The following is a 13,917-nucleotide window of genomic DNA, read 5'->3' on the forward strand; positions in this document are numbered from 1 at the left end:
CCCGGGCGGCGACCAGCTCACCGTGCGCATCCTCCTGTTCACCGGCAAGGGCGGCGTCGGCAAGTCGACCGTGGCGGCAGGGACCGCCGCGCTGGCTGCAGCCGAGGGGCACCGCACGCTGGTGCTCTCGACCGACCCGGCGCACTCGCTGGCGGACGCGTTCGGTGCCGAGGTCGGCCCCGAGCCCACGGCGGTCGCGGACCACCTCTTCGTGCAGCAGGTCGACGCGCAGCTGCGGTTCGAGCAGTCGTGGGCCGAGATCCAGCGCTACCTGCTCTCGGTCCTCGACGTCGCCGGCGTGGACCCGCTCGCCGCCGAGGAGCTGACCGTCATCCCGGGTGCCGAGGAGGTCCTCGCGCTGCTCGAGCTGCGCCTGCACGCCCTGTCGGGGGACTGGGACGTCATCGTGGTCGACTGCGCCCCCACGGCGGAGACGCTCCGGCTGCTCGCGCTGCCCGAGGCGCTCGGCTGGTACATGCACCGGGTGCTCCCCGTCGAGCGCCGCGTCGTCAAGGCCCTCAAGCCGGTCCTCTCCCGGGCCGCGGGGGTGCCGATGCCGGGCGACAGCGTCTTCGACGCCGTGGAGCGGCTGCACGCCGAGCTCGACGAGGTGCGGGCGCTGCTGTCCGGCCCCGACGCGAGCGTCCGGTTGGTCCTGACCCCGGAGAACGTCGTGCTCGCCGAGGCGCGTCGCTCCTACACGACCCTCTCGCTCTACGGCTACCGCGTCGACGGCGTCGTCGCGAACCGCGTCTTCCCCACAGGCGGCAGCGACGACTGGCGCAACGGCTGGGTCGCCGCCCAGGACCAGGTGCTGGCGGAGACCGCCCAGTCCTTTGCCGGGCTGCCGATCTGGCGCTCGGTCTACCGCACCGGCGAGCCGGTCGGCGTGGAGACGCTGACCACCCTCGCCCGCGAGCTGTACGACGGCGACGACCCGCTGCGCGCGCCGGCCGGCGGTGGCCCCTTCCGGGTCAGCCGCAACAGCCGCGGGGCGGTGCTGAGGCTGGCGCTGCCCAACGTCTCCCGCGCCGAGGTCGATCTCGCGCGCCATGGCGACGACCTCGTCGTGACCGTGGGGTCGTATCGTCGTCTCCTCACGCTGCCCGCGGGACTCTCGCGGCACCGGATCGCCGGTGCCCGGGTGGACGAGGGTGAGCTGCAGGTGAGGTTCGAGGCGACCGGAGCAGGAGCACAGACGTGAGCGAGGCAGGCGGCCCGGGACCGGGCGACCCCACCTCCGGGGAGCACGTGGGCAGCGTGGCCGAGGAGGCGATGAAGCTCTTCGGTGCGCTCTCGGACTGGGCGCGCGACCACGGCGGCGACCTCGGGCAGGGAGTGGGTGGCCTCGTCGACCAGGCGGTCGCCGCCGCGCACGACGTCGACGAGCACATCGCCACCGGTGCGCCCGAGTGCACGTACTGCCCGATCTGCCGCGCGGTGCACGTCGTGCGCCAGACCAGCCCGGAGGTGCGCGCCCACCTCGCCACGGCGGCGTCGTCGCTGCTGCAGGCCGCGGCCGGGATGCTCGCGACGACGGTGCCGGACAGGGGCCGGGACAACGACGCGGGGGTCGAGCGGATCGACCTGGATGACGACACGGACGGGGCCTGGCCCGAGGAGGACGACGAATGACGCTGGCCTGTGGGATCGACGTCGGTGGCACCAAGATCGCCGGCGGGGTCGTCGACGAGGACGGGAACATCCTCGAGGAGCTGAGGGTGGAGTCCCCGGCGACCGATGCCGAGGCGATCGAGTCGGCGATCGCCGACCTGGTCGCGCAGTTCGCGTCCCGCCACCGGATCGAGGCGGTGGGCGTGGGCGCCGCCGGCTACGTCGACAAGGCGCGCTCCGTGGTGCTGTTCGCCCCCAACCTGGCCTGGCGCAACGTGGACCTGCGGACCGACCTCGAGAAGCGCGTCGAGCTGCCGGTCGTCATCGAGAACGACGCCAACGCGGCCGCGTGGGGCGAGTTCCGCTTCGGTGCCGGCCACGACGTCGACGACCTGCTGCTCGTGACTGTCGGCACCGGCGTCGGCGGTGGCCTCGTCCTGGACGGGGCGCTCTACCGCGGCGCGTTCGGTGTCGGCGCGGAGATCGGCCACATGCGGGTCGTCCCCGACGGCATCCTGTGCGGCTGCGGCAAGCACGGCTGCTTCGAGCAGTACGCCAGCGGCTCGGCGCTGGTCCGGGAGGTGCGGGCCGCGGCCGCCCGGGGCTCCGCATCGGCCGCGGGGCTCCTGGAGCGCGCCGGTGGCGACCCGCAGCAGATCACCGGGCCGCTGGTCACCGAGGCGGCCCGGGCCGGTGACCGGTTCGCAGTCGGCCAGCTCGCCGTCCTCGGCACCTGGCTCGGCGAGGGGATCGCGTCGCTGACCGAGGTCCTCGACCCCGCGGTGGTCGTCATCGGCGGTGGGGTCAGCGAGGCAGACGAGCTGCTGCTGGACCCGATCCGGACGGCCTTCGCCGCGCAGATGCCCGACCGGGACTTCCGGCCGAGCCTGGAGATCCGCAAGGCGCGGCTGGGCAACCGGGCGGGGCTCATCGGCGCTGCCGACCTCGCGCGGAGCTAGCCGTGCCGCTCTTCATCGGCGTCGACGTCGGGGGCACCAAGGTGCTGGCCGCCGCCGTGTCCACCTCGGGCCGGCTGGTGCGCACCGCCCGCCGCTCGACCCCGGGTCGCACCGTGGACTCCACCGTGGTGGAGGACGCGCTCACCGAGGCCGTCCGGGACGTCGCCCGCGGCCGCCGCGTCGACGGCGTGGGCATCGCCGCGGCCGGCTTCGTCGACGCGGCGGGGGAGCGGGTGATGTTCGCCCCGCACCTGCCGTTCCGCGGCGAGGAGGTCCGGGCCCGGCTGATGGAGCGCTGGGACACCACGGTCGTGCTCGACAACGACGCCAACTGCACGGCCCGGGCCGAGTGTGCCTACGGCGCGGCCCGGGGCGCCAGCGACAGCATCGTCGTGACCCTGGGCACCGGCATCGGCGGCGCCGTCGTCATCGACGGGCGGGTGCACCGGGGCAGCAACGGCATGGCGGGCGAGTTCGGGCACATGCAGGTCGTGCCGGACGGGCTGCCCTGCGAGTGCGGCGGCCGCGGCTGCTGGGAGCAGTACTCCAGCGGCAACGCCCTGGCGCGGTTCGCCCGGGCGCGGCTCACGCGCTCGGCGCGCCTCCAGGAGCTCTGCGGCGGGGACGTCGACCAGCTCACCGGCCCGATGGTCACGACCGCGGCCGAGGCGGGCGACCCGGTCGCGCTGGAGGCGTTCGCCTCCGTCGGGGACTGGCTCGGTGTCGGCCTGGCCAACCTCGTGGCCGCCTTCGACCCCGAGGTCGTGGTGGTCGGCGGCGGGCTGTCCGCGGCGGGAGAGCTGTTGCTGGACCCGGCCCGCACCGCGCTGGGCGGCTCGCTCGTCGGCGTGGGCCACCGGGTGGTCCCGCCCGTGCTGCGGGCCACGCTGGGGTCCGAGGCCGGCGCCGTGGGGGCCGCCGACCTCGTGCGGACCGTCGTACGCGGCGAGAGCCGTTGGCTCAGGAGCGCCGGTAGTCGGGGACGAGCTCTACGGCGAGCTGCTCGAGGAACAGCCCCACGTCTGTGACGATGCCGCGGGCCTGCGAGGAGCCGCGGTCGGCGAGCTTGGTGACCGTCGCGGGGTTGATGTCGACGCAGACCAGCGGAATCGACGCCGGCAGGATGTTGCCGGTCGCGACCGAGTGCAGCATGGTCGCGACCATCAGGCAGAACCCCACGTCGGTGAGGTGGGCGCGCATCGCGCGCTGGCCCTCGATCACGTCGGTGTAGACGTCGGGGAGGGGACCGTCGTCGCGGACCGACCCCACCAGCACGAACTCCTTGCCGTGGGTGACCAGGGCGTGCATGATGCCGCCGGTCAGCACGCCGGACTCGACCGCGGCGCCGATCGAGCCCTCCTTGCGGATGGTGTTCAGCGCGCGGATGTGGTGCTCGTGGCCGTGCTCGACGCCGCTGCCCATGGCGAGGTCCACGCCCAGGCTGGTTCCGTAGAGCGCGGACTCGATGTCGTGCGTGGCCAGCGCGTTGCCGGCGAAGAGCACGTCGACGAAGCCCGCGTGGACCATCGCGACCATGGCCGGCGCGGCGCCGGTGTGGACGACACCGGGGCCACCGACCCACAGCACCTTCTTGCCCGCGGCCCTCGCCTCGCGCATGCCGTCGGCGACCTGCCGCACGAGCACGGCCTGCGGCTTCTCCGAGGACACGTCGGACTCCATGAAGCCGAAGCTGCCCGCGGTCTTGTCGGGCTTCGGCACGCTCACCTGGACGCCGGCGGCGCCGCAGACGACGAGCATGCCGGCCCGGACGTCGGACATGGGCAGGGTGTAGACCCGGTGGGGGGCACCGTGGGCGTCCCGCTCGAGCACCAGGCCGCAGTCCATCTCGGGGTTGGCGACGTTGAGCCAGCGCCCGTCGACCCGGACCCGCGTCTCGAGGTTGGTCGTGGAGTAGAAGCCGTCGGGGAAGACGCCGTCGGTCTCCGTCACGGCCACGTCGGCCTCGCCGGGGTCGACCATGTTGACGCCGCGGGTCTGCAGCCGCATCAGCAGCCGCTGCAGTGCCTCGTCGTCGTCAGCGGTGACCGTGATGACCGCATGGGAGGTGTCGTCGGTCTCCCGACCGACGTCGAACCGGTCGATGGTGTAGTCGCCGCTGTACTCACGGATGTCGTCCAGCACCCGGGACAGGATGCCGTGGTCCATCAGGTGGCCGCTGATCTCGACGGTCTCGCTCTCGCTCACGGGGCGAGCCTAGGGCACGTCCCGCGCGGGCTCCCAGGGCCTACAGTCGCGCGCCGTCGTCGAACGGGTCCCGCGGCTCGCGAGGCATCCGCACGACGAGGTAGACGAACCCGCCGACGAACCACGCCACCAGCAGGTAGCCGATCCACGAGGTGAAGTGGAGCCCAGCGAGGAGCGCGACGAGCAGGATGGCGGGCGCGCCGAAGACCCCGCCCCAGGCGACCAGCCGGTCGGGGGTGACGTGGGGCAGCGGCGGTGGCGGCGGGGGGACGAAGCGCTCCGCCTCCGGCTCCGGCTCGGGCTCCCGCGCGGGCTCCCGCTCGGGCAGGTCGACGTCACCGGAGGGTCCGGGGGCGGGCTGGGCCGGCTCGACGTCGTCGAGCTCGGGACGGTCGCCGTAGTTCTCGACGATCGCGCGCCAGGCCTCGTCCTCGCTGTCGGGTTGCACCCGTCGAGGGTAGGTCCTGGCTGGGCACGGGACCACCGCGCCCACCTGGTTTTCCTCAGGATGCGGTGACGCGGGCGACGAAGGCGGCGGACTCGTCGAAGATCAGGTCGGCGTCGTTGTCGAGGGTCGCCACGTGGTAGCTGTTCTCGAGACGGCGGACGGTCACGTCGCGCGAGGACACCGCGCCCAGGATCCGCGGCTCGGAGGACTCGTCGACGACCTTGTCCACGGTCGAGCGGAAGTAGAGCAGCGGGGCGGTGACGCGGGGCAGGTCGGCCACCAGCGTCGGCCAGGCGCGGAACATCGAGTGCGCGGCCCGCAGCGGGGTGCGCTCGTAGCCGTGCTCCACGACGCCGGGCTTCTTGATGTCGTTGGTGATGCCGGGGAACGACGGGACCACGTGCTTGAGCACGGGCAGCAGCTTCACGTCGAGGCGCTTGGTCGCCACGGCCGGGTTGACCACGACCACGCCCGCGACCCGGTCGGACCGGTCCGCGGCCAGCTGCAGCACCAGCGCGCCGCCCATGGACAGGCCGGCGACCACGACGCCGTCGTTCTCGGCCGCGAGCTTGTCGAAGGCCCGGGTCAGCTCGGCGTACCAGTCGGCCCAGGTGGTGCGGTTCATCTCCTGCCAGGTGGTGCCGTGGCCCGGGAGCAGCGGCATCTCGACGGCGTACCCGAGCTCGGCGAGGTGCTCGGCCCACGGCCGCATCGAGGCCGGCGAGCCGGTGAACCCGTGGCTGAGCAGCACGCCGACCCGGCGCCCGCCGGTCAGCTCGGGTCGGGCCGCGGCCGAGAGGGGGGAGTGGAGAGCGTCGATCGCCATGCGCGCATTGTGCCCCAGCGCACCCCTTCGCGCGCGCAGGTCCGGACGAGTGCAACTCGGCAGTAGGCTTCGCAGCAACGGTCCGATCGGGCGGCAGCGCAGGGTGTGGAGGTCAACGGTGTTCTACTGGTTCCTGAAGTGGGTCGCCCTCGGTCCGTGGCTCCGGCTGGTGTTCCGGCCGCGGGTCTCCGGGGCCGAGAACGTCCCCGCGGAGGGGCCGGCGATCCTGGCCAGCAACCACCTCTCCTACGCCGACTGGCTGTTCATGCCGCTCACGCTGCCGCGGCGGGTCACCTTCGTGGCCAAGGCGGAGTACTTCACCGGCCGCGGGGTCAAGGGGTGGCTGCAGAAGACCTTCTTCTCCGGCTCGGGCCAGGTGCCGATCGACCGTTCCGGCGCGGACGCCGCGGCCGGCGCCCTGATGTCGGCCAAGCGCGTCCTCGGCGAGGGTGGGCTCTTCGGGATCTACCCCGAAGGCACCCGCTCGCACGACGGCCGCCTCTACCGCGGCAAGACCGGCGTCGCCCGGCTCGCGCTGGAGACGGGCGTGCCGGTGATCCCGGTCGCCGTCGTCGGCACCGACGTGGTCGCCCCGCCCGGCAAGAAGTTCGGCTCGTTCACGCGCCCCGTGGTGCGGTTCGGCACGCCGCTGGACTTCTCGCGCTACGAGGGCATGGAGAACGACCGCTACATCCTGCGCTCGATCACCGACGAGATCATGTACGAGATCATGCGGCTCTCCGGGCAGGAGTACGTCGACATGTACGCCAGCCGGGCCAAGGAGGAGTCCAAGCGGCTGGAGAAGGAAGCCGCCGACGCCACCGCCGCCGACGAGCAGAAGAAGGCGTCCTGACCGCCACCTCCCACGGATCCGCCCCCCTCGGGTCGGGCCCGGCAGCGGTCGCGGTCGAGAGCCGGCTGCTCCGCGCGCTGGCCGTGCTGCGCGTGGTCGTCCTGGTCAACGCGGTCGCGCTCAACCTCTGGCGTGCCGACAACTTCGCCCACCCGGTGGCCGGGGCGCTCTGCGTCGCGCTGATGCTCGCCTGGACCGGCGTCGCGCTGTGGGCGTACGCCGCCCCGGCCCGCCGCACGCCGCTGCTGCTGGTCCTCGACCTGGCCGTCGCCGTGGCGCTGGTGCTGCTCTCGCCGGTCGTCAAGGGGGACGGCATGCAGGCCACCGTCCCGGGCTTCTGGGTGATGGGCGCCCTGCTGGCCTGGGCGGTGCACTGGCGGTGGCTCGGCGGGCTGGTCGCCGGCCTGGTGCTCGCCGCCGCCGACCTGGCCGTGCGCACCGAGCTGACCCAGGCCAACTACGGCAACGTCTTCCTGCTCCTCATCGGCGGCCCGGTCGTCGGCTTCATGAGCGGCTCGCTCCAGCAGATGGCCGACGAGCGCGACCAGGCGGAGCGGGCGGCGGCAGCGGCCGCGGAGCGGGCCCGGCTGGCGCGTGCCGTGCACGACGGCGTCCTGCAGGTGCTGGCGCTGGTCCAGCGTCGCGGCGCCGAGCTGGGCGGCGAGGCCGCCGAGCTGGGTCGGCTCGCCGGCGAGCAGGAGGCGGCGCTGCGGACGTTGGTCCGCAACCAGGACGCCGTCGGTCCCGCCCCGGCCGGGGTCGACCGACCGACGGACCTGGCCGCCGCCCTGGCCCGGCTGGAGGCGACCCGGCCGGTCAGCGTGGCCGCGCCTGCGGACGCCGTACCGCTCCCGGCGCCGGTGGCGCGCGAGCTGGTCGCCGTCGTCGAGGCGTGCCTGGACAACGTGGCCCGGCACGTCGGCCCCGACGCGCACGCGTGGGTGCTGCTCGAGAGCCTGCCCGACCGGCTGGAGCTGAGCGTCCGGGACGAAGGGCCGGGGATCCCGGCGGGCCGGCTGGCCGAGGCCGAGCGGGAGGGACGGCTCGGCGTGGTCGAGTCGATCCGGGGGAGGGTGGTCGACCTCGGTGGCACCGCCACCCTGACGACCGGCTCGTTCGGCACCGAGTGGGAGATCTGCGTCCCTCGCCCCTGAGGGCTCAGGCGACGGTCGCCAGCAGCCGGGCCAGCTCGTCGCGGTCGTGCAGCCCGTCCGCTGCTGGCGGCGGGGGCGGGTCGGCGGGAGGCAGCCGGCCCAGCACCGAGCGGGCCAGTGCGGTGGTCTCCCGGCGCGCGACCACGCGGTCGTCGTCCATCACCATCGAGGCGCGCATGACGATCCGGAACAGGTCCGGGTCGTTGCCGGCGGCTCGCTCGAGGTCCCTCGCACCGATCGGGTGGCCGTCCGGGAGCTCGACGTCGGGTGCGTTGGCCGGGGCCGGGACGCCCTCCACGGCGGCGCGGAGCTTGCGGCCGACCGCCGCGTCGGTCGCGGTGGCCTCGCGGTAGTACACCGCGAGCACCCGCCGTTGCCAGGCAGCGAGGGCGACCGTCGCATCGTCGTCCGGTCCGGCCGCCAGCAGGTCGTGGAGCGCTCCGGCGCCGGCCAGGCCCATCGCGATGCCGCGGCCGCGCGTGGGGTTGGTCATCGCCAGGGAGTCGCCGACCTGGTGCAGCCCCAGCACCACCGGCCGACCGTCGCGGACGGTGCTGCGGAAGCGGTTGTCGAGCGAGCCCAGGCAGAACACGGGCGTGGTCGGCTGCATCGCGTCGAGCCAGGTCGCGAGACCGGTGTTGCCGCGGGCCACGGCCGTGAAGGCGTCCTCGTCGCGGACCTGCTTGAAGAGCGGGTCGCCGTCGTGGACGCAGAGCGCCAGCATCGCGGTGTCGTTGTCGCCGAGGAACAGCAGCTGCAGGAAGCTCGGGTACTCGTGGGCCTCGAGGTAGCCGCGGTTCGGCCGTGGGGCGCGGGCCGGGTCGACCCGGAAGTGCCGGGTGTAGTAGCGCACCGTGCTCGGGTCCACCTGCTCCACCAGCGGATGGCCGAATCCGGCGAGCCAGCCCGGCACGGGCGAGCGCCGGCCGCCGGCGTCGACCACCACGTCGGCCTCGACGTCGCCGCCGTCGGCGAGGCCGAGGCCCCGCACGCGGGGGAGCGGTCCCGCCTCGTCGAGGACCAGGCCGGTGGCGCGGGTGTGCAGCACCTCCACGCCCGGCTCCGCGGCCAGCGCCCGGCCGACGACGCGGTCCAGCGTGACGCGGCGGCAGCGCAGGGTGGTGAGCTCGTCGTCGCGGGGGCGGCCGCCGTCGAGGAGGGGCGGGGGCACCATGTCACCGAGCCGGACCACCGGGGCGCCGGCGTCCGTCACCGCGGTCGCCACGTCGGGGAGCCGGGTGGCCAGCTCGTGCCACGCCCGGGCCATGAATCCGTGCGCCTGCACGGCATGGGGCGCGCCGGGCCGGGGCTCGACGGTGTCCCGGTCCGAGCTGAAACGGCTGTGCTCCGGGTCGACCACCGTCACCCGCCAGCCGCTGCGCGCGAACAGCAGCGCCGTGGCGGCACCCACCACGGACCCGCCGAGCACGGCCAGCCGGGGCATGCTCCGACGCTAGGACCGGTGGGTGGGGGTGTCGATGGCCCGACCGGGCCAGCTGCCGCGGCGCGGTGGGTACGACGGCCGCCGTACCCTCGCCTGCGTGACCATCCACAGCGAGCACCCGTTCCTGGACCCCGAGCCGGACCCGGTCCGCCGGTGGCGCGGCCGGCTCGGCGGCGCGGTGAGCCTGTGGACGTCCGGGGACGAGCACGGCCGCGCCGGCCTCACGGTGTCGTCCCTCATGGTCGCGGGCGGTGAGCCGGCGCGCGTGCTGGCCCTGGTCGACCCGGACTCCGACCTGGCCGACGTGCTGGGACGGACCCGGCGGGCGGTGGTGCAGCTGCTCGAGTGGGCGCACCGCGACCTCGCCGAGGCGTTCGCCGGCACGGCGCCGGCGCCGGGCGGGCCGTTCCGCACCGGGGAGTTCGGGCCGACGCCGTGGGGGCCGCGGCTGCTCACCGCGCCGACCTGGTTGGGCGTGGCGCTCGAGACGACGACCGAGGTCGGCTGGTCGACGCTGGTCGCCTGCACCGTCGAGCACGTGGAGGTGGGGGAGGACGACGTACCCCTCCTGCACCGTCGGGGTCGCTACAGTCGCGGCCAGTGACGCGCTGCCCGGGACGGGCGGCCGGCGAGGCGTGAGGGGCGACGGGTGGACGAGCCGGTGAGGATCATGGTGGTCGACGACCACCCGATGTGGCGCGACGCGGTCGAGCGCGACCTCGCGGCGGCCGGGTTCGACGTCGTCGCGGTCGCGGCGAGCGGCGGCGAGGCGCTGGCGAGGTTCGCGGCCACCCGCCCGCGGGTGGTCGTGCTCGACCTGCAGATCCCCGAGCCCGGCGGTGTCGAGGTCACGGCCGAGGTGATCCGCCAGGACCCGGGCGCGCGGGTGCTGATCCTGTCGGCCTCGGGGGAGCAGGCCGACGTGCTGGCGGCGGTCAAGGCGGGCGCCACGGGCTACCTGGTGAAGTCCGCGTCGCGGGAGGAGCTGTTGACCGCGGTGCGCCGCGTGGCCGCCGGCGACACCGTGTTCACCCCCGGGCTGGCCGGGCTGGTGCTGGGCGAGTTCCGGCGGCTCTCGGGGGCCGGGCCGGCAGCGGCCGACGACGACCCCGCACACCGCCCCGAGCTGACCGAGCGCGAGACCGAGGTGCTGCGGATGGTCGCCAAGGGGCTGTCCTACAAGCAGATCGCCGAGCGGCTGGTGCTCTCCCACCGGACCGTGCAGAACCACGTGCAGAACACCCTGCGCAAGCTCCAGATGCACAACCGCGTCGAGCTGACCCGCTACGCCATCGAGCAGGGGCTCGACGAGCCGGCCGGGGAGCCGGGACGTGGCTGACTCGGAGCCGGACCCGCTGCTCGCCGTCGCCGACGAGCTCTACGGGCTCGGCCTGCCGGAGTTCACCCCGGCGCGTGACGCCCACGCGAAGGAGCTGAAGGGCACGGACAAGGAGCTCTCCGCCCGGGTCAAGGCGCTGCGCAAGCCGTCGGTGGCCGCCTGGGTGGTCAACCTGTTGGTGCGCCGCGAGGCCGAGCAGGTGGGTCAGGTGCTGGCGGTGGGGGGCGCGCTGCGCGCCGCGCAGGCGGGCCTGGCCGGCGACGAGCTGCGGGCGCTGACCCGCCAGCGCCGGCAGCTGACCGCGGCCGTGGCCTCACGGGCGCGGGCGGTCGCGGCGGAGGCGGGGCAGCGGGTCACGTCCGCGGTGTCCGACCAGGTCGAGGCCACGCTGACCGCGGCGATCCTCGACGAGGACTGCGGCCGCGCAGTGCGCAGCGGGCTGCTGGTCACCGCGCTCGCGGCCACCGGTGTGGACGCCGTCGACCTCACGTCGGCGGTGGCGGTGCCGGAGGCGCTCGGGTTCACGGCGACGCCCCGGGACGCCGAGCCCGCGCCGCGGCCCGAGCTGCACGTCGTACCCGACCCCGAGGCGGACCGGAAGGCGCTGGCCGCGGCCCGCGAGGAGCTGGCCGAGGCCGACGCCGCCCTGGAGGCCGCGACCGGCGAGCTGGAGGCGGCCTCGGCCCGGGTCGGCGAGCTCGAGGCGCGGAGCCTGCAGGTCCAGGGCGAGATCGACGAGCTGCGCCGGCGCCTGGCCGCCCTCGAGGCACAGGCCGAGGAGGTCGACGACGAGGTCGAGGAGGCGGAGGACGCCCGCTCCGAGGCCGAGGCGGCGGTCGCCGACGCCACCCGAGCCCGGGACGCCGCCGCGGCGGCCCTGAGGAAGTTGAACGGATAGTCCGGCACGTTCTGGGCTTTGAAGGGATAGTCCGGCACGTTCTCCTCGTGGCGGCCGGGGCCGTCTCCGTGAAACGTGCCGGACTATCCGTCGAAATCGGCGTGGCTTCGGTCGCTGGGCTCGAAGCGGCGGTCGAGACGCCGGACCTGGCGCAGCTCGTCGGTCGAGGACCAGACCCCGGTGCCGAGGCCGGCGAGGAAGGCCGCCCCGAGGACGGTGCTGCCCGTGCCGGACGACCGCTCGACCGGGATCGCGGTCCGGTCGGCCAGGTCCTGGCAGAGCCGGTCGTCGGCAGCGGGGACGCCGTCGATGCGCAGCACGGACCCCGTCGGCATCCGCCCGAGCAGGTCGCACAGGTCGTCAGCGGTCGCGACGCCCCCGGCGGTCTCGCCCTCCAGCGCGTAGGTCAGCCCGCCGTCGGGGGAGCGCCAGGCCGCGGTCGACAGCAGTCCCGCGTCCGAGCGCACCAGGGCGGTGCCGGTGTTGGCGAGGACGGACCACTGGGTGCACGCGGCGTCGCCCTCGTCGAAGCAGGTCTGGCCGACGAGGGCCGACTGCTGGTCGCCTGCGATGCCCGCGATCGGCAGCGACAGGCCCAGGAACGACCGGGAGTCGGTCGTCGCGACCTCGCCCCAGCTCGGCACCAGCTCGGGCAGCGCGTCGAGGGGCACGCCGAACAGCGCGCAGAGCTCGTCGGACCACTCGCCCCCGGCCAGGTCGAGAAGCAGCGTGCGGCTGGCGTTCGAGACGTCGGTGACGTGGTAGGTCCCGCGGGTCATCCGGGCGACCAGGTAGGAGTCGACGGTGCCGAGGGCGTACCTCCCGGACTGCACGAGCGCCCACGTGTGCGGCTCGTGCTCGGCGAGCCACATGAGCTTGGTGGCCGAGGAGCAGGGATCCAGCCGGAGGCCGGTCAGCTCGGCCACCCGCTCCTCGTGGCCGGCGTCGCGCAGGCGGGTGCAGATGTCGGCGGTACGGCGGTCCTGCCGCACGATCGCCCTGCGTGGCGAGCCGAGGGTCTCCCGGTCCCACAGCAGGATCGTCCCGCGCTGGTTCGTGATGCCGAGCCCCTCCAGCCCACCGGGGTCGACCTGGCGGAGCACCTCGCGGGTCGCCGCGAGCGTCGCCTGCCAGATCTCCTCCGGGGCGTGCTCCAGCCAGCCCGGCTGCGGGACGTGCTGGTCGAGCTCTTGGAGGCCGGAGGCCAGGATCGAGCCGGCCCCGTCGACGACGACCGCGGTCACGCCGGTGGTGCCGGCGTCGATCGCGAGGACGCTCATCCGCCGCGGCCCCCACGCACGACCTCGAGGATCCGCCGGTCGATCCAGGACAGGTCCGGGGCCACCCGCATCTCGTAGTTCTCGGTGCCGACCCAGGCGTGGAAGTCGCGGTGGCCCCCGGCGTGCGCGAACTCCTCGAGCTCGCGCTCGATCTCGGGGGTGACCGGCACCTTCTCCTCCTCGGTCGAGGCGGTCAGGTAGAGCTCGCTGAGGTCCAGCAGCCGGGCCAGCTCGTCGATCGGGTCGCCCCCGCTGGACGCGGCGTCGTCGACGCGCAAGTCGACCGCGATGTCGTCGAGCCCGCCGTAGCCGGCCCCCTCGCGCACCACGAGCAGCGCGGCCGACTGCCGGCCGCGGCTGTCGCCGCCCGCGGCGTCACCGGCAGCCAGCGCGGCGAGCAGCCGCTGGGCCAGCGGGGCGTCCTCGGCCGACGCCAGCCACGCCTGCTCCATGGCCTCGACCACCTGCACCCCGGCCAGGATGTTGCCCTGGATGGCGTACCCCTCTCCGGTGACGCCGCCGGCCCAGTCCAGGCAGGCGTGCCCGGTGTGGGTGGCGGCGTTCCCGTCCAGGTCGACGATGCCGACCTGGCGGTGGTCGCGGCCCTCGTCGTCCTCCAGCAGCCGCTGGAGCGCCACGGCCGCGGTGGCGCCGTCGTCGAGGTGGGCGAGGGCCTGGCCCTTGTACGCCACGTTGGCGTCGGCCTGGGTCGCGATCGCGCCGACGCCGGCGACGGCGGCGGGGACCAGGGATCCGACGGCGAGGAACTTCGAGGCGACGGCGACACCCCAGGACTCACCGTCGGCGGAACGGGCCACGATCGAGAACGTCATGCCGCGACCCTAGTGCCGTCCCGGCGAAATGCGGTTGCCTTGAAGTGGGGTTGAAGAAGCAGGA

Annotated in this window: 15 protein-coding genes; 9 read left to right on the forward strand and 6 right to left on the reverse strand. The window is 74.6% G+C overall.

The genetic code is table 11. The features are described from left to right. Positions 1–22 precede the first annotated feature (22 nt). From ACFO9I_RS19150 to ACFO9I_RS19165, 4 genes are read left to right on the forward strand one after another with little or no spacing between them, the layout of a single operon-like run. The gene (locus ACFO9I_RS19150; RefSeq protein WP_379183788.1) at positions 23–1,204 is read left to right on the forward strand and encodes an ArsA family ATPase; all 1,182 of its coding nucleotides are present in this window, start codon (positions 23–25) and stop codon (positions 1,202–1,204) included. After that, positions 1,201–1,635, forward strand: coding sequence for a hypothetical protein (locus tag ACFO9I_RS19155; protein ID WP_379183790.1), 435 nt, complete (start codon positions 1,201–1,203; stop codon positions 1,633–1,635). Before ACFO9I_RS19150 ends, ACFO9I_RS19155 begins: the two co-directional genes overlap by 4 nt. Continuing rightward, positions 1,632–2,573, forward strand: coding sequence for an ROK family glucokinase (locus ACFO9I_RS19160; protein WP_379183792.1), 942 nt, complete (start codon positions 1,632–1,634; stop codon positions 2,571–2,573). The genes ACFO9I_RS19155 and ACFO9I_RS19160 overlap by 4 nt, the downstream gene beginning before the upstream one ends. A 2-nt stretch (positions 2,574–2,575) precedes the next feature. Next, entirely contained in the window at positions 2,576–3,601 is a 1,026-nt protein-coding gene (locus tag ACFO9I_RS19165) for an ROK family protein (protein ID WP_379183794.1), read from the forward strand. Here ACFO9I_RS19165 and ACFO9I_RS19170 read toward each other — a convergent pair. The 3 genes from ACFO9I_RS19170 to ACFO9I_RS19180 are packed head-to-tail and all read right to left on the reverse strand — an operon-like array spanning position 3,534 to position 6,052. After that, the gene (locus ACFO9I_RS19170; RefSeq protein WP_379183796.1) at positions 3,534–4,778 is read right to left on the reverse strand and encodes a TIGR00300 family protein; all 1,245 of its coding nucleotides are present in this window, start codon (positions 4,776–4,778) and stop codon (positions 3,534–3,536) included. The two genes, ACFO9I_RS19165 and ACFO9I_RS19170, sit on opposite strands and share 68 nt — an antisense overlap. Positions 4,779–4,818: 40 nt before the next feature. After that, complete coding sequence (locus ACFO9I_RS19175) at positions 4,819–5,226, reverse strand: hypothetical protein (protein ID WP_379183798.1); 408 nt, start codon at positions 5,224–5,226, stop codon at positions 4,819–4,821. 55 nt (positions 5,227–5,281) lie between these two features. Further along, a complete protein-coding gene (locus ACFO9I_RS19180) occupies positions 5,282–6,052 on the reverse strand; it encodes an alpha/beta hydrolase (protein WP_379183800.1) in 771 nt (256 codons plus the stop codon). A 118-nt stretch (positions 6,053–6,170) separates the two neighbouring features. Between ACFO9I_RS19180 and ACFO9I_RS19185 the strand changes: the two genes are divergently transcribed. Next, positions 6,171–6,905, forward strand: a complete 735-nt coding sequence (locus ACFO9I_RS19185; RefSeq protein WP_379183802.1) for a lysophospholipid acyltransferase family protein — start codon at positions 6,171–6,173, stop codon at positions 6,903–6,905. An 83-nt stretch (positions 6,906–6,988) separates the two neighbouring features. Continuing rightward, a complete protein-coding gene (gene macS / locus ACFO9I_RS19190) occupies positions 6,989–8,059 on the forward strand; it encodes a MacS family sensor histidine kinase (protein WP_379183804.1) in 1,071 nt (356 codons plus the stop codon). Positions 8,060–8,063: 4 nt separating this feature from the next. Here the strand turns inward: macS and ACFO9I_RS19195 are convergent, their stop codons facing one another. Further along, on the reverse strand, positions 8,064–9,503 hold the full coding sequence (locus ACFO9I_RS19195) for an NAD(P)/FAD-dependent oxidoreductase (protein WP_379183806.1): 1,440 nt from the start codon (positions 9,501–9,503) through the stop codon (positions 8,064–8,066). Between the two features lie 97 nt (positions 9,504–9,600). Here ACFO9I_RS19195 and ACFO9I_RS19200 point away from each other — a divergent pair, with 97 nt between their 5' ends. The 3 genes from ACFO9I_RS19200 (at position 9,601) to ACFO9I_RS19210 (ending at position 11,740) form a co-directional block, all read left to right on the forward strand. Then, positions 9,601–10,107 carry a flavin reductase family protein gene (locus ACFO9I_RS19200; RefSeq protein WP_379183808.1) on the forward strand — a complete coding sequence of 169 codons (507 nt, stop codon included), beginning with the start codon at positions 9,601–9,603 and terminating at the stop codon, positions 10,105–10,107. A gap of 66 nt (positions 10,108–10,173) precedes the next feature. Further along, complete coding sequence (locus ACFO9I_RS19205; protein ID WP_379183905.1) at positions 10,174–10,842, forward strand: response regulator; 669 nt, start codon at positions 10,174–10,176, stop codon at positions 10,840–10,842. Beyond that, on the forward strand, positions 10,835–11,740 hold the full coding sequence (locus ACFO9I_RS19210; RefSeq protein ID WP_379183810.1) for a hypothetical protein: 906 nt from the start codon (positions 10,835–10,837) through the stop codon (positions 11,738–11,740). Before ACFO9I_RS19205 ends, ACFO9I_RS19210 begins: the two co-directional genes overlap by 8 nt. 83 nt (positions 11,741–11,823) lie before the next feature. Here ACFO9I_RS19210 and ACFO9I_RS19215 read toward each other — a convergent pair whose 3' ends face one another. Further along, positions 11,824–13,020, reverse strand: coding sequence for an FGGY family carbohydrate kinase (locus ACFO9I_RS19215; protein WP_379183812.1), 1,197 nt, complete (start codon positions 13,018–13,020; stop codon positions 11,824–11,826). Continuing rightward, a complete protein-coding gene (locus ACFO9I_RS19220; protein WP_379183814.1) occupies positions 13,017–13,853 on the reverse strand; it encodes a DUF1028 domain-containing protein in 837 nt (278 codons plus the stop codon). The genes ACFO9I_RS19215 and ACFO9I_RS19220 overlap by 4 nt, the downstream gene beginning before the upstream one ends. Positions 13,854–13,917: the final 64 nt, after the last annotated feature.

It is taken from the genome of Nocardioides sp. GCM10023255, from assembly GCF_042653125.1.
In the GTDB taxonomy this organism is placed as follows: Bacteria; Actinomycetota; Actinomycetes; order Propionibacteriales; family Nocardioidaceae; genus Nocardioides.

Coding starts and splice junctions, on each gene's coding strand:
- ACFO9I_RS19215 (WP_379183812.1), bottom strand. CDS start 13,020: ATGAGCGTCCTCGCGATCGACGCCGGCACCACCGGCGTGACCGCGGTC.
- ACFO9I_RS19160 (WP_379183792.1), top strand. CDS start 1,632: ATGACGCTGGCCTGTGGGATCGACGTCGGTGGCACCAAGATCGCCGGC.
- ACFO9I_RS19180 (WP_379183800.1), bottom strand. CDS start 6,052: ATGGCGATCGACGCTCTCCACTCCCCCCTCTCGGCCGCGGCCCGACCC.
- ACFO9I_RS19195 (WP_379183806.1), bottom strand. CDS start 9,503: ATGCCCCGGCTGGCCGTGCTCGGCGGGTCCGTGGTGGGTGCCGCCACG.
- ACFO9I_RS19220 (WP_379183814.1), bottom strand. CDS start 13,853: ATGACGTTCTCGATCGTGGCCCGTTCCGCCGACGGTGAGTCCTGGGGT.
- ACFO9I_RS19205 (WP_379183905.1), top strand. CDS start 10,174: ATGGTGGTCGACGACCACCCGATGTGGCGCGACGCGGTCGAGCGCGAC.